The sequence below is a fragment of the Gordonia sp. PDNC005 genome, assembly GCF_016919385.1.
Classification (GTDB): Bacteria; Actinomycetota; Actinomycetes; order Mycobacteriales; family Mycobacteriaceae; genus Gordonia.
Genome location: NZ_CP070351.1, coordinates 1,130,231 through 1,143,414 on the forward strand (window position 1 = coordinate 1,130,231; position 13,184 = coordinate 1,143,414).

General features: G+C 66.9%; 17 protein-coding genes. 10 read left to right on the forward strand and 7 right to left on the reverse strand.

The window, feature by feature from the left end; all coding sequences use genetic code 11:
- From JVX90_RS05310 to JVX90_RS05320, 3 genes are read right to left on the reverse strand one after another with little or no spacing between them, the layout of a single operon-like run.
- Entirely contained in the window at positions 1 to 2,010 is a 2,010-nt protein-coding gene (locus JVX90_RS05310; RefSeq protein ID WP_205331378.1) for an ATP-dependent DNA helicase, read from the reverse strand.
- A complete protein-coding gene (locus JVX90_RS05315; protein ID WP_205331379.1) occupies positions 2,007 to 2,612 on the reverse strand; it encodes an isochorismatase family protein in 606 nt (201 codons plus the stop codon). The genes JVX90_RS05310 and JVX90_RS05315 overlap by 4 nt, the downstream gene beginning before the upstream one ends.
- Positions 2,612 to 3,955, reverse strand: coding sequence for a nicotinate phosphoribosyltransferase (locus tag JVX90_RS05320; protein ID WP_205331380.1), 1,344 nt, complete (start codon positions 3,953 to 3,955; stop codon positions 2,612 to 2,614). Before JVX90_RS05320 ends, JVX90_RS05315 begins: the two co-directional genes overlap by 1 nt.
- Here JVX90_RS05320 and clpS point away from each other — a divergent pair.
- The 6 genes from clpS to JVX90_RS05350 all read left to right on the forward strand — a co-directional run bounded on the left by clpS (position 3,954) and on the right by JVX90_RS05350 (position 8,312).
- Entirely contained in the window at positions 3,954 to 4,256 is a 303-nt protein-coding gene (clpS, locus tag JVX90_RS05325; RefSeq protein ID WP_205331381.1) for an ATP-dependent Clp protease adapter ClpS, read from the forward strand. The genes JVX90_RS05320 and clpS overlap by 2 nt on opposite strands.
- Positions 4,257 to 4,295: 39 nt before the next feature.
- Positions 4,296 to 4,907: a DUF2017 domain-containing protein gene (locus tag JVX90_RS05330; RefSeq protein WP_205331382.1), complete on the forward strand. Its 612-nt coding sequence runs from the start codon at positions 4,296 to 4,298 to the stop codon at positions 4,905 to 4,907.
- Positions 4,904 to 6,025, forward strand: coding sequence for a P1 family peptidase (locus tag JVX90_RS05335; protein WP_205332287.1), 1,122 nt, complete (start codon positions 4,904 to 4,906; stop codon positions 6,023 to 6,025). Before JVX90_RS05330 ends, JVX90_RS05335 begins: the two co-directional genes overlap by 4 nt.
- A complete protein-coding gene (locus JVX90_RS05340; protein WP_205331383.1) occupies positions 6,022 to 6,642 on the forward strand; it encodes a rhomboid family intramembrane serine protease in 621 nt (206 codons plus the stop codon). The genes JVX90_RS05335 and JVX90_RS05340 overlap by 4 nt, the downstream gene beginning before the upstream one ends.
- Positions 6,639 to 7,433, forward strand: coding sequence for a glutamate racemase (gene murI, locus JVX90_RS05345; RefSeq protein ID WP_205332288.1), 795 nt, complete (start codon positions 6,639 to 6,641; stop codon positions 7,431 to 7,433). The genes JVX90_RS05340 and murI overlap by 4 nt, the downstream gene beginning before the upstream one ends.
- A gap of 105 nt (positions 7,434 to 7,538) precedes the next feature.
- Positions 7,539 to 8,312 carry a cyclic nucleotide-degrading phosphodiesterase gene (locus JVX90_RS05350; protein WP_205331384.1) on the forward strand — a complete coding sequence of 258 codons (774 nt, stop codon included), beginning with the start codon at positions 7,539 to 7,541 and terminating at the stop codon, positions 8,310 to 8,312.
- A 5-nt stretch (positions 8,313 to 8,317) separates the two neighbouring features.
- Here JVX90_RS05350 and JVX90_RS05355 read toward each other — a convergent pair whose 3' ends face one another.
- Positions 8,318 to 9,832 carry an HNH endonuclease signature motif containing protein gene (locus JVX90_RS05355; protein WP_240194068.1) on the reverse strand — a complete coding sequence of 505 codons (1,515 nt, stop codon included), beginning with the start codon at positions 9,830 to 9,832 and terminating at the stop codon, positions 8,318 to 8,320.
- Positions 9,833 to 10,126: 294 nt separating this feature from the next.
- On the reverse strand, positions 10,127 to 10,423 hold the full coding sequence (locus JVX90_RS05360) for a hypothetical protein (protein ID WP_205331385.1): 297 nt from the start codon (positions 10,421 to 10,423) through the stop codon (positions 10,127 to 10,129).
- Positions 10,424 to 10,462: 39 nt separating this feature from the next.
- On the opposite strand from JVX90_RS05360, the gene JVX90_RS05365 reads away from it, so the two are divergent.
- Genes JVX90_RS05365 through rdgB form a run of 4 tightly spaced genes read left to right on the forward strand, consistent with a single transcriptional unit; the run spans position 10,463 to position 12,381 of the window.
- Positions 10,463 to 10,690 (forward strand): hypothetical protein, encoded by a 228-nt coding sequence (locus JVX90_RS05365; protein WP_205331386.1) that lies wholly within the window; start codon positions 10,463 to 10,465, stop codon positions 10,688 to 10,690.
- Positions 10,691 to 10,740: 50 nt separating this feature from the next.
- A complete protein-coding gene (locus tag JVX90_RS05370; RefSeq protein ID WP_205331387.1) occupies positions 10,741 to 10,974 on the forward strand; it encodes a hypothetical protein in 234 nt (77 codons plus the stop codon).
- Positions 10,975 to 11,002: 28 nt separating this feature from the next.
- Positions 11,003 to 11,758 carry a ribonuclease PH gene (gene rph, locus JVX90_RS05375; protein WP_205331388.1) on the forward strand — a complete coding sequence of 252 codons (756 nt, stop codon included), beginning with the start codon at positions 11,003 to 11,005 and terminating at the stop codon, positions 11,756 to 11,758.
- Entirely contained in the window at positions 11,755 to 12,381 is a 627-nt protein-coding gene (gene rdgB / locus JVX90_RS05380) for an RdgB/HAM1 family non-canonical purine NTP pyrophosphatase (RefSeq protein WP_205331389.1), read from the forward strand. Before rph ends, rdgB begins: the two co-directional genes overlap by 4 nt.
- Positions 12,382 to 12,402: 21 nt before the next feature.
- On the opposite strand, the gene JVX90_RS05385 is transcribed toward rdgB, so the two are convergent.
- Positions 12,403 to 12,741, reverse strand: coding sequence for a DUF3817 domain-containing protein (locus tag JVX90_RS05385; RefSeq protein WP_205332290.1), 339 nt, complete (start codon positions 12,739 to 12,741; stop codon positions 12,403 to 12,405).
- A 34-nt stretch (positions 12,742 to 12,775) separates the two neighbouring features.
- Positions 12,776 to 13,180 carry a transcriptional regulator gene (locus JVX90_RS05390; RefSeq protein WP_205331390.1) on the reverse strand — a complete coding sequence of 135 codons (405 nt, stop codon included), beginning with the start codon at positions 13,178 to 13,180 and terminating at the stop codon, positions 12,776 to 12,778.
- Positions 13,181 to 13,184 lie beyond the last annotated feature (4 nt).

A 13,184-nucleotide genomic window follows, 5' to 3' on the forward strand; every position in this document is an offset into this window, starting at 1 on the left:
TCAGCTCGACGCTAGGCGTCGTAGAGCCGCGAGAACGGGCTTGGAATCGCGGGTGCGCCAGAACGGCGGCAAGCCGGCCATCAGGTAGCCGCCGTATCGGGCGGTCGCCAGCCGTGAGTCGAGGACGGCGACGACGCCTTTGTCCGACGTCGACCGCAGCAGTCGGCCCGCGCCCTGGGCGAGCAGGAGCGCAGCGTGATTGGCGGAGACTGTCAGGAATCCGTTGCCTCCGCGTGCGTCGACGTCGCGCTGACGTGCCGACAGCAGCGGATCGTCGGGGCGGGGGAACGGAATCCGATCGATCATCACCAGTCGCAGCGACGAACCCGGTACGTCGACTCCCTGCCAGAGCGAGAGCGTTCCGAACAGACAGGTCTGTTCGTCGTCGGCGAACTTCTTGATGAGCGTCGACGTCGCATCGTCCCCCTGACACAGGATCGGGAAGTCCACCCGATCGCGGAGCTTCTCGGCGGCCTCCTTGGCCGCTCGCATCGAGGAGAACAGACCGAGTGTTCGTCCACCTGCGGCTTCCATCAGGCCGACCATCTCGTCGAGCGTCTTCGGGGACAGACCGTCGCGTCCGGGCGGGGGGAGATGCCCGGCGACGTACAGGATGGCCGCCTTGGGATAGTCGAACGGCGATCCCGCGTCCATTCCACGCCAACCCGCGCCCTCCGCAGTGGTGCTGTCCGGGGAGCTCCCCTGCGGGGGCAGCCCCCACGTGCGGGCGAGCGCGTCGAAGTTGCCGCCGATCGTCAGCGTGGCTGACGTCAGGATCACCGTCGAATCGGTGAACAGCGACGTCCGCAGAAGCCCGGCGACTGACAGCGGCGCGATCCTCAACACGTGACGGGTGTTGTTCCGGAAGTCGTCGACCGACTTCCACACCACGTCGTACCGCTTCGTGATGTCCTTCTCGCCGAACATCGCGAGGACGCGGACCACGGCGTCGTGCATGGCGTCGGCGGACGACATCGCCATCTGGCGAGCGGCGGCGGCCTCCGGGTCGGCCGCACCGGCCGATCCCTGCCTGGCGGGACCGATGCTGCTGCGGGCGTTCCAAAGGCGGTCGCGCAGAGACGCGAGGACCTCGCCCGCACCGTTCGGAAGCCGCACCCATTCGCCTGACGGGGAGTCCTCGAGCAGTATGCCGAGTTGTTCACCCGCACCGACGAGCGCGTCGGCGGTCTCGTCGTCGATGAGCTTTCCGCAGCGACGAGCCACCAGCGCGACTCCTGTCGCCGAGATCTCCTCGGTGGTGACGGACGTGATGCGGTCGACGAGCTCGTGCGCCTCGTCGATCACCACAACCTTGTGCTCGGGGAGGATCGTCGCCGGGCTCATGGCGTCGATCGCGAGCATCGCGTGGTTGGTCACGATGACGTCCGAGGCACCCGCTTTGCGGCGGGCGATCTCGGCGAAGCAGTCCTCGCTGTAGGGACAATTGTTGGCACCGAGGCACTCGCGCGATGAGACGCTGACCTGCCGCCACGACTGATCCCTCACACCCTGCGGGAGATCGTCGCGGTCACCTGTCTCGGTGTCGGAGACCCATTCGCGCAGGCGGGTCACCTCGCGCCCGGTCCGCGACAGCTCGAACGCGTCGAACAGCTCCGTGTCGGGTTCGTCGGCGACACCCGAGTGGATCTTGTTCAGACACAGGTAATTGGCTCGGCCCTTGAGGATCGCAAACGTCGGCTCGCGGCCGATCGGCTTCGCCAACGCCTTCGACAACCGGGGGAGGTCCCGTTCGGTGAGCTGACGTTGCAGGGCGATCGTCGCGGTCGACACCACAACGGTGTCATTGCTCTCCACCGCGTGCCGGATCGACGGCACAAGGTAGGCGAGCGACTTTCCGGTACCGGTGCCCGCCTGGACGGCGAGGTGCACGTCGTCGTCGATGGCGGCGGCGACGGCGGTGGCCATCGCCAGCTGCCCCTCGCGCCGACTGCCGCCGAGTTCAGTGACTGCGTGGTCGAGGAGTTTGGGAACGGCTGGGATGTCGGTCACTGGGCGTCGGACGTCGAACTGTCGGCCGACGCTCCGGTGTACAGGAGGTCGCCGGACAGATCGATTCCCAGCTCACGCATCTGTGCGAATGCAGACGCAGTCGTGGCTTCGGCGACGGCGGCCGTGTACGGGAGCAGCACCCGCGTGCGCAGGCCTGCTTCCACCGCGTCGACGGCGGTCGCCCGGACGCAGTGATCAGTCGCGATGCCGACGACGTCGACCTCGGTGATGCCGTGGTCGGCGAGCCATTCCGCGAGCGGTGTGCCGTCGGCGTCGAAGCCTTCGAATCCGGAATAGGCCGCGCTGTACGCACCCTTGTCGAAGACGGCCGCAAACGGCTCGGTGTCGAGCGTCGGGTGGAATCCGACACCGTCGGTGTGAGCTCGGCAGTGTGGAGGCCAGGAGTCGACGTAGTCGGGGTCGTCGGAGAAGTGGTCACCCGGATCGATGTGGTAGTCGCGGGTGGCCACGACCGTCTTGTAGTCCTCGGTGATCGTGTTGATCGACCCTGCGACTGCGGCTCCTCCGCGAACCGCGAGTGCGCCGCCCTCGCAGAAGTCGTTCTGCACGTCGACGACGATCAATGCGCGGTTGTCGGTCATCACTTCTCCGGTCGGGTCACGTAACGGGTGGGGACCGCGGGGTCGCCGTGACTCAGGCCGAGGCCCTCCCACGGAAGCGACACGAGGCAACGAGCGAGGTGATCCCGCGCGTCGACCAACGTAGGCAGACCCTTGACGACACGGCCTTCGCGCACCAACGGGATCTGCAGGTCCCGAACGTCCAGATTACCCGCCTCGACGAGGTCGGCGGCGGCCACGTCCGCGCCGCCGGTCACGATGATCTCCTCGACGATGGTCCCGGTGTCGCGGGCTGCCCGGACTGCGCGCTTCGCGCCGCCGTGACTCTCCTTGTGACTCGCTCGCTTGGCGACCGGGACGCCGTCGACCTCGACGAGTTTGTAGACCATTCCCGCTGTCGGCGCGCCGCTGCCGGTGACCAGCGAGGTACCGACGCCGTACGTGTCGACGGGTTCCGCGCGCAAGGACGCGATCGCGTACTCGTCAAGATCACCTGACACGACGATCTTGGTGTTGGGCGCGCCGAGCCCGTCCAACTGAGCCCGGACCTGGCGTGCCAGGACTCCGAGATCACCGGAGTCGATGCGAACGCCTCCGAGTTCAGGGCCCGCGACGGCGACGGCGTTCGCGACACCGGTCGTGATGTCGTAGGTGTCGACGAGCAGGGTGGTCCCGACGCCGAGTGCGTCGATCTGCGCGGCGAAGGCGGCCTTCTCGTCGGTTCCGGCATGGGTGGAGAACAACAGGGTGAAAGCGTGCGCGGCCGTCCCTGCACTCGGGACGCCGTAGGTGCGCGCGGCCTCGAGGTTCGACGTCGCGGTGACGCCCGCGATGTACGCGGCACGCGCCGACGAGACCGCGGAGCGTTCGTGGGTGCGTCGGCCGCCCATCTCGATGATCGGTCTGCCCGCAGCGGCACTCACCATGCGGGCGGCGGCCGAGGCGATGGCGCTGTCGTGGTTGAGGATCGACAGGATCATCGTCTCCAGGATCACGGCGTCTGCGAAGCCGCCGCGCACCGTCATGATCGGCGATCCGGGGAAGTAGAGCTCACCTTCCCGGTAACCGTCGATCTCGCCGGTGAACCGGTAGTCGGCGAGCCACGCGAGAGTCTGGTCGTCGACGATGCCGTCGAGCGCGGCGATCTCGTCATCACCGAACCGGAAGTCGGCGAGCGCGTCGAGCACCCGGCCGGTGCCCGCGACGACACCGTATCGGCGTCCGTCGGGCAGTCGGCGCGCGAATACCTCGAACACGCAGGGACGATCCGCTGTCCCGGCGCGCAGAGCGGCCGAGATCATGGTCAGTTCGTACTGGTCGGTGAGAAGCGCTGTAGCGGTCACGTTCGCTACCCTATTACTCATGGTGCGCGATGAGGTGACGCCGGGCACGAGCACCGGTACGGCGGTAGCCGAACCCGAGGTCGTGACCGACAGGCCGTGGGTCACGGTGGTCTGGGACGATCCAGTCAACCTGATGAACTATGTCGCTTACGTCTTCCAGAAGCTGTTCGGATACTCCGAGGTCAAGGCGCGTGAGCTGATGATGCAGGTGCACAACGAGGGCAAAGCCGTCGTGTCGTCGGGGGACCGTGCCAAGGTCGAGGCCGATGTACAGAAACTCCAGGCCGCAGGCCTGTGGGCGACCATGCAGCATGACAAATGACGATTTGCGGCATGAGGAACTGGGTATGAGGACTGTGGCATGAGGACTTGGCGACGCACCGGATCCGGTGCCGACGTACGGATCTGCTCGAACCTCGAGAGCTACGAGTGCCAACTCCTCGCATCAATGGTCGAGTCGATCGCGGAGATCCTCACCGAACGAGGCGACTCGGCGCCACAGGACGAACTGTCGGCCCTCACCGGCATCACAACCGGACACATCACCGCTCCGCAGGACGTGACTCTCGGGCGCCTCCTTCCCGATTTTCACCGGCCCGACCAGGAGCCGGAGCTGACGGCCGCGTCGCTGGCATCCGACCTCAACGGTGGTCTCCGCAGCGTCAACGAACCGAAGATCATCGACGCGAAGCTCGAGGCGGCGGCCACCGTCCTCGACACACTTCCGTCCGGCGGCGGCGATATCCGGCTCACCGAGAGCGAAGCCGATCGGTGGCTGGCCGCACTCACCGACGTGCGGCTGGCACTCGGTGCGATGCTGGGGATCGACGAGCAGCCGATGCGCCTGGCGCCCGACCATCCGCAGGCAGCGCACCGAGACGTGTACGACTGGCTGTCCGTCGTCCAAGGTCTGCTCGTCGAGGCGCTGATGGCCGACGAGTGGACGGAATCGGACTGGGAGTCTGGGGAATGATCGCTGCGACCGGAGACACGATCTCAGATGTGGCGGGCGTGACGGTGGGTCATGCTCACCGGATCGACGAGGACGTGGTCGTCGCCACCCTGACCGAACCCGGAGTCGGGTGGGCGACGGGGACAACCGTCGTCCGTGTCCCCGACGGTTCGACTACTGCTGTCGACGTGCGCGGCGGTGGCCCGGGGACCAGGGAGACGGACTTGCTCGAACCGGGGAACAGCGTGCGCGGCGCACACGCCATCGTTCTCACCGGCGGCAGCGCCTACGGGCTCGCGGCGGCCGACGGCGTGATGCTCGGACTGGAAGCGGACGGCGTCGGCCTTCCGATGGACTTGCAGGGGCACGTGGTGCCGATCGTTCCGGGCGCGGTGATCTTCGATCTGCCGGTCGGACAGTGGGAGAACAGACCCGACGCCGACTTCGGCCGCAGAGCCCTTGAGTCCGCGACAGTCGACGTGGAGGTCGGTTCGGTCGGCGCGGGTGCGGGAGCACGTGCAGGCGCGCTCAAAGGCGGAGTGGGGACCGCGTCGTTGACGCTTGTTGACGGACCCGCCCGCGGGCTGACCGTCGGCGCTCTTGTGGTCGCCAACCCCGTCGGCCAGGTGATCGATCCGGCGACCGGACTTCCGTGGGGCGCCGACGACATCGCCTGGCACGGGCTTGCGACACCCGCAGCCGGGGAGATCACCGGACTTCGAGAGTTGTCCGCGAAAGGAACGGTTCTGAACACCACGATCGGTGTGGTCGCCACCGACGCCGCGCTGCCGGTCTCGGCGCTGCGACGTCTCGCGATGTCCGGACACGACGGTCTGGCTCGGGCCGTCCGGCCTGCCCACTCTCCGCTTGACGGGGACACCCTCTTCGCGGTCGCCACCGGCGGTACCCAGGTGGACGCCGGCGCCGCGGTGCCGATTCCGCCCGGCTTGGAACCGGACACCGCCGTTGTCGCCGCACTGTGCGAGGCGTCGGCGATCGTCGTTCAACGGGCCATCGTCTCGGCGGTCGTCAACGCGACGTCGGTCGCGGGCATCCCCGCATATCGTGACGCCGTGCCATCCGCTTTCGTGGCACCGGGCGGTCCCTCCGACTCGTCCGGCGGAGGCGAAACGGAATGATCCCGGACACGACGAGTCCAGCGAAGCCCGACGCCCCGTGGGGCAGGTGGCTGTCGGCGGTGATCGCCGTCGCCGTGATGGCCGCGGTCCTGTTCGCCGTTGAACTGATCGACACGGTGATGAACGGCCGGCTCGATGCCCACGGCATCGTCCCACGGAGTTGGTCGGGTCTGTTGGGCATTCTCTGGGCGCCGTTCCTGCATGCCGACTTCGCTCATCTCGTCGGAAATCTACTACCCGGCGTGGTGCTCGGATTCTTCGTCGTGCTGTCCGGACACGCGATCGCCGTCACCGCCGTCATCTGGGTGACGTCGGGGCTGGGCGTGTGGCTCATCTCGCCGTCCGACTCGGTCACCATCGGCGCGTCGGGAATCGTCTTCGGCTGGTTGACGTTCTTGATCGTGCGCGGTGCGTTCAACCGCGACGTGTGGCAGGTGCTCGGCGGCGTAATCGTGGTCTTCATCTACGGCGGAATCCTGTGGGGAGCATTGCCCGGAACGGCGGGCGTCTCCTGGCAGGGCCATCTGTTCGGGGCCGTCGGTGGCGTACTCGCCGCGGCGGTCACCGCACGTGACAAGCCGGCGAAGCCGGCACTCGACCAGGGAGGCTTCCGCTGAATCACGGACCGATCGGCATCTTCGACTCCGGCGTCGGCGGTCTGACGGTGGCGCGCGCCGTCATCGACCTGCTGCCCGATGAGGACATCGTCTACATCGGCGACACCGGCAACGGTCCCTACGGCCCGCTGACGATTCCCGAGATCCGCGGACATGCTCTCGCGATCGGCGACGAGTTGGTCCGCCGGGGAGTGAAGGCGATCGTCATCGCATGCAACACGGCGTCGGCTGCGATGCTGCGTGACGCGCGTGAGCGGTATTCGCCCATCCCCGTCATCGAAGTGATTCTGCCTGCCGTCCGGCGCGCCGTGGCGACCACTCGCAACGGCAGAATCGGCGTGCTGGGGACGGAGGCGACGATCGCCTCCCGCGCGTATCAGGACTCGTTCGCAGCGGCACGCGACATGGAGATCACCGCAGTCGCCTGCCCTCGCTTCGTCGACTTCGTTGAGCGCGGGGTGACCAGCGGCCGACAGATCCTGCAGTTGGCGCAGGGATACCTCGAACCGCTGCAAGAGGCGGGTGTAGACACGGTGGTCTTGGGGTGCACGCACTACCCGCTGTTGTCGGGAGTCATCCAGTTGGTGATGGGCGACGAGGTGACCCTCGTGTCGAGTGCGGAGGAGACGGCCAAAGACACGTTCCGGGTACTGACCGAATCCGACCAGCTGCACCCCCACGATGGCCGCGAAGCTCACCGATTGTTTTCTGCCACAGGCGATCCCGAGAGTTTTGCGAAACTCTCCAAGAGGTTCCTCGGACCGCAGATCGGGCACGTCGCCCACTTCTAGGGCGATTTGTGTGACCCGTCCCATAAATGGACGGAGGTCAATTCGTCAGTCACGCGGCGGCCGTTCGACTCTTGATTCGCGACGGTGCATGGCAGAGTGGTGCCCATGCGATTGACGGTGCTCGGGTGCTCGGGGAGTGTGAACGGCCCAGGTGCTGCCTGTTCGGGGTACCTCGTACAGGCCGACGGTCACCCGCCCGTGTTGATCGATTGTGGGCACGGAGTTTTCGGCGAACTCCTCCAGCACGCGAACCCCAACCATGTCGCGGTTCTGCTGAGTCATCTGCACGCCGACCATTGCATGGATCTCCCGGCGATGCTCGTGTGGCGGCGGTGGGCGCCCGAGAGTGCGACCGAGCGCTCCTTCCTGTTCGGCCCGGAGGGCACTGCACTGCGGATCGGCGCCGGGTCAAGTGAGTACCCCGGCGAGATCGACGACATCTCCGACACGTATGACGTCCGGGAATGGAAGGACCGCGTGGCGGTCGACGTCCACGGTCTCCACATCGAGCCCTTCAAGGTCAATCACCCGCCGGCCACGTTCGGTCTGCGCATCACCGGACCCGACGGCGAGGTACTCGCGTACAGCGGCGACACCGGCGTCTGCGACGAGGTGGTCGACCTGGCTCGTGACGCCGATCTCTTCCTCTGCGAAGCGTCGTGGACGCATGACCCCGGCATCCGACCGGAGGGTCTGCACCTGTCGGGAGTGGAAGCCGGGCAGGTCGCGGCCGACGCTGCCGTCCGTTCCCTCGCGCTCACCCACGTGGTCCCGTGGACCGACTCGGACGCCATCCTCGACGAGGCATCCGGCGCGTACGCCGGCCCTCTCCAACTCGTTCACCAAGGCCAGATCATCGAGGTCCGCAAGCCCGTCTGAAGCGTCTAGAACGGCGGCTCGCCGTAGGCGGCCTCTTCAGCGAGGCGGGCGCGGCGGTTGGCCGCGCGTTGGGCGGCGCGGGCGCGGTGCTTGGACTGCGCCCGGGTAAGGGTGCGGCGCGGTTCGTCGGCCGGATCGACCAGGCCGGGTGAGTTCTGCGGACCATGGCGGCAGGGCAGGAGTCCCAACTCGGGGATGAGCCAGTTGTTCAACGCCTGCTGTCGGACGGTGAAACCGTCCGGGGTGGTCACTTCAGTCCAGATGACGCCGTCGGCATCGACGAACTGTGCGTCGACCCACCCGTCGCCGAAGGTCTTGAGCAAGTGGTGGAACCGGCACTTCGGATTGAGGTTGCACGGGCACGTGGCGCCGCCCTCGGTAGGAGAGTCGTGGTTGAACTCGCAGACGTGATCCACATCCGACTTCCACGCCGCGCGATCGCAGCCTGGCCACGAGCAGGTCCCGAACACGCCACGAACCACGGCTTCGCACGCAGCTGTGGGTCGGTATTCGTCGCCCGACTGATGTGGCGCGGCGACAGCCGCTTCGACGTCCACATCGCGGCGGACGGCGTCGTCGCGTGCCGCGATCTCGCGGGCGTGCTCGGCCGAGATCGGGCCGAACCCGTCGAGGTATGCCGGAGTGTCGTCCGAACCGTCGAGCGTCTCCTTCCGTGCGACGACGTGCACAACGATCGTCGCGCATCGCCCTGCGACCGCGGTGTCCGAGAGTTCGGCATCGCAGTCGTCCCGACCGCACTGGCACGTGAACGCGGTGCCGTTGACGCGGGCGAGCGCGGCGTCGGACCGCTGCTCGTCCTTGGTTCGCGGATCGCTCGCGCACACGCCGGCGATCACCGCGTTGATGGTCTCCATCGACAGGGTCGCGTCTTCCGCCGATGCAGTGATGACGAGACGAGACAGCTCGACGTCAAGCGGGACGAGCGCAGCGTTCTTGCCCGCCTTCGCGGCCTCGCGCGCCTGGTGGGCGGCATCGGGATCATGAGACAGGACAACCGCCCGCACGGTCTTCGCCACTCGCGGGACGGACAGTCCGCCGAGTCGGCGAAGACGGGTCGCGGCCTCGGCGTCGATGGCGGCGAGGACCTCCGTGTCGACGACGTCGGCGGTCTCGAGTGCTGCCTGTCCGAAGGCATACGCAGACATCAGGCCGTCACGAAGCAGCCTGCCGATGGCCGGAATGCGGTCGAAGCATGCCAGAGCGTGGTCGAGGAAACGCTCGGAAGCGTTCCGGCCGAGGTTCGCGACCACCCCGTACGCTGCTGCGACCTGAGTGAACGGGTCGCACACGCGCCCGAACTCCGCGCCGTCCGCCGTCGTGGCCTCACGTTCGTGGAATGTCGCATGCAGTTCACGAAAGCCGTGCCAGGTGGTCGAACTGGCGGCGGCTGCTGCACGCCCGGCGAAAGCGATCCGGTCGGAAGACGTGACCGGGAGGGGCAGCACAACGGTCACTGCCGTGCCGTCGACTTGGTAGTCCGCGGTGAGTGCGGTGCTCATGATTACCTCCATCACTACTAGTTCGTCTATGTGTTCTATTGTAAGGATGGGGTACGACAATTCGGGTGCTTGAAGTTGATGAGGCGATCGAGGCACGACCCACCTCGCCGCCATCTCGCTCTTCGCTGGTCGAGCTCAGACGGCTGAGACGGTGAACATTTTGGACTCGGGACCGGACACGTACTTTCTTCGTCGGGCAGCGTGTCGCACGCGGCCTTGGACTAATCCCGCTGCAGAAGTCGGTTCCCGCTCACAGTCAGACCCTGAGCCGGAGGCGACGGACCATGCGGGTGATCATTCGTCGGCGGTCCGGCACTCGTCCGCGACTCTCCACGTGGGATCACGAGATTCACGACCTGGCAGGGGAAGGTCATTCGATCGGAGGTGCGCTGCGAACGATCGCAGGCCGTAGGCGAGGAACACGGCAGGCAGGTCGCCGATCCACGGCGGTGTTTCGAGGTGAAACGTCGCGTCGAAGGCGGTGCCTGCGAATGCCGTCGGTAGCGCGCTCGGTTCCGCAGTCAACGTGAGACGAGAGCCGTGACGGGCGATGTCCAGAATCGTGATGCTCCCGGCGGCCAGTGATCCCATGCGGTCCACGTACCCGCGACGAGCGATAACCTGCACTTCATGGACCAGCTACTACTGCCCGGAGTCGGTGTCGCCGTGCGCGATCCGCGCACGGGGGAGTTCGTGACGCCGGATCTGTGGATTCCGATCGCGCGGCGCGACGTCAGTCTTGTCCTCGACGGCGCGACGGAACGCATCGGTCACCTCCGGGCTCTCGACGAATCTGCGCTCGTGCCGGCGATGCCTGCGGTGGTCGAGTTCTACGCCGACACCCGGAAAGATTGGTGACGACGTGATCTATAGGTCCGGTCCGGTCGACCGGTGAGAGCGAGGGATCGATGAGCACCGTAGGCCCCTTCGGCATGACCCGAAACGAGCTGATCGAGTTGGTCCGTGAGGCGATGGATCCTGAAGCAGGCGCGGATGACCACGCCGCGGACGCGATCATGCAACGTATCTGTGACGCGGTGTCCGACCCGCAGATCAGCGACTACATGTGGTGGAGTCCAACATCGTTGACCCCCGAGCAGATCGTCGACAAAGCACTGTCGTACCAGCCGCTCGCCTTCTGAGGCGGCGTCGGACGATAGACTCGCCTCCGTGAGCACACGAGCAGACGGCAGGGCCGACAACGAGCTTCGACCCATCAAGTTCACCCGCGGATTCACCTCGCACCCGGCGGGTTCGGTCCTGGTGGAATTCGGAAACACACGAGTGATGTGCACGGCGTCCGTGAACGAGGGGGTGCCGTCGTGGCGCCGCGGTTCGGGGCTGGGCTGGTTGACGGCGGAGTACTCGATGCTCCCGGCGGCCACGCACGAGCGCAACAAGCGTGAATCGGTTCGCGGAAAGATCGGCGGCCGGACCCATGAGATCAGCCGTCTCGTCGGACGGTCTCTGCGGGCGTGCATCGACCTCGCGGCCCTCGGCGAGAACACCATCGCCATCGACTGCGACGTCCTGCAGGCAGACGGTGGTACCCGCACCGCAGCCATCACCGGCGCATACGTCGCACTCGCTGACGCCGTCACCTGGCTCGGTGCGGCCGGCAAGCTGAACGACCCGCAGCCGCTGTCGTGCGTCATCGCGGCGATCAGTGTCGGTGTGGTCGACGGCCGAGTGCGTCTGGACCTGCCGTACGAAGAGGACTCACGCGCGGAGATCGACATGAACGTGGTCGCCACCGACGCCGGAACGCTCGTGGAGGTCCAGGGCACCGGTGAAGGCGCGACGTTCCCGCGACGCACCCTCGATGCGATGCTCGACGTCGCCGAGGCGGGCATCGCGCAGATCGTCGACGCGCAGCGCGCCGTCCTCGCCGAGCCGTACCCCGGTGACCTGCCGGCCGCCAAGTGACCGGTCGAATCCTTCTCGCCTCCGGCAATGCGAAGAAGCTCAAGGAGCTTCGCCGTGTTGTCGAGGCGGCAGGCATCAGCGGGCTCACGGTGCTGGGGCTCGGCGACGTCGAGACGTACCCGGAACCCGTTGAGAACGGTGCATCGTTCGAGGAGAACGCGCTGATCAAGGCACGTGAGGCCGTCGCACGAACGGGACTGCCGTCGCTCGCCGACGACTCGGGAATCTGCGTTGACGCGTTGAACGGAATGCCCGGGATTCTGTCGGCACGATGGTCCGGCGGTCTGGTGCCGGGAAGCTCGGTCGACGAGGGCAACAACGATCTGCTGCTCGCCCAGCTGGGTGACGTACCCGAGGATCGACGAGGGGCTGCGTTCGTGTCCGTCTGCGCGCTCGTCACGCCAGACGGCGCCGAGACCGTGGTGCGAGGGGAGTGGCGCGGGACGATCATCGCGCAGCGCCGTGGCGTCGAAGGATTCGGCTACGACCCGCTGTTCGTGCCGGACGACGCCGCTGCGGGCGGCCGCACGTCAGCGGAGCTGGCACCGGACGAGAAGAACGCTCTCAGCCACCGCGGCAAGGCGCTCGGCCAGCTCGTTCCGGCGCTGCGCGACCTCGTCTGATCAGGACAGGGTGAGCTGCAACTACGAGAGGTTGAACTCGGCCTTCACCTCGCGGGTGCGAATGTGCTCGAAGTAGAACGACAGGAACGGGATGGTTCCGGCGATAGCGGTCAGGACCAACTTGGGCAGCGGCCACCGAGCCTTGATGCTCAGGTCGACGGTGAAGATCAGGTACGCGAAGTAGATCCAGCCGTGAGCGATGCCGACCCAGCCGTAGCCGTCGACGTCGAAGCCGTACTTGGCGACCATCTCGGCGACCAGGGCCAGCAGCCAGATGCCGGTGATCCATGCGAGGACTCGGTAGCGGACTAGCGCACCGTGGACCCGCTTCTGGGTGGCGGCGGACTCGGCGTTAGACATGTCGGTCACAGATGTTCCTTCGGTGCAGATCAGATCAGCGGGCGTCGTCGCCGCGGTCGTTGAGCTCGGAGAGATACCGGTTGTAGTCGGCGAGACCGTCATCGGGCTCGTCGAAGACGGCGATGTGCGGGTCGCGCGCCGTCGGGCGCTCGGGGAGGACTCCATCGGGGATCTCGGTGGGTCCGCGGCGTTCGGCGGCGGTGTGCACGGCGTCCGGATCGGACTCCATCACGACGAACCGCCGATACGCGTACACGACGGCGATGGCGAACGCAGGCCACTGCAGTGCGTAGCCGAGGTTCTGAAAGCTGCCCGATGACGATTCGAACCGGCCCCATTGCCACCACGCAAGCGCCAGGCATGCTCCCGCGGCGACCACCACGAGCGCGATCAACGCAGGTCGGTGTCGCTTCGGGGTTGATGCTGCAGTGTCGGCCACGAGC

Coding starts and splice junctions, on each gene's coding strand:
- JVX90_RS05315 (WP_205331379.1), bottom strand. CDS start 2,612: ATGACCGACAACCGCGCATTGATCGTCGTCGACGTGCAGAACGACTTC.
- clpS (WP_205331381.1), top strand. CDS start 3,954: ATGGTGCGCGATGAGGTGACGCCGGGCACGAGCACCGGTACGGCGGTA.
- JVX90_RS05320 (WP_205331380.1), bottom strand. CDS start 3,955: ATGAGTAATAGGGTAGCGAACGTGACCGCTACAGCGCTTCTCACCGAC.
- JVX90_RS05330 (WP_205331382.1), top strand. CDS start 4,296: ATGAGGACTTGGCGACGCACCGGATCCGGTGCCGACGTACGGATCTGC.
- JVX90_RS05335 (WP_205332287.1), top strand. CDS start 4,904: ATGATCGCTGCGACCGGAGACACGATCTCAGATGTGGCGGGCGTGACG.
- JVX90_RS05340 (WP_205331383.1), top strand. CDS start 6,022: ATGATCCCGGACACGACGAGTCCAGCGAAGCCCGACGCCCCGTGGGGC.
- JVX90_RS05350 (WP_205331384.1), top strand. CDS start 7,539: ATGCGATTGACGGTGCTCGGGTGCTCGGGGAGTGTGAACGGCCCAGGT.
- JVX90_RS05355 (WP_240194068.1), bottom strand. CDS start 9,832: ATGAGCACCGCACTCACCGCGGACTACCAAGTCGACGGCACGGCAGTG.
- JVX90_RS05360 (WP_205331385.1), bottom strand. CDS start 10,423: ATGGGATCACTGGCCGCCGGGAGCATCACGATTCTGGACATCGCCCGT.
- JVX90_RS05365 (WP_205331386.1), top strand. CDS start 10,463: ATGGACCAGCTACTACTGCCCGGAGTCGGTGTCGCCGTGCGCGATCCG.
- JVX90_RS05370 (WP_205331387.1), top strand. CDS start 10,741: ATGAGCACCGTAGGCCCCTTCGGCATGACCCGAAACGAGCTGATCGAG.
- JVX90_RS05385 (WP_205332290.1), bottom strand. CDS start 12,741: ATGTCTAACGCCGAGTCCGCCGCCACCCAGAAGCGGGTCCACGGTGCG.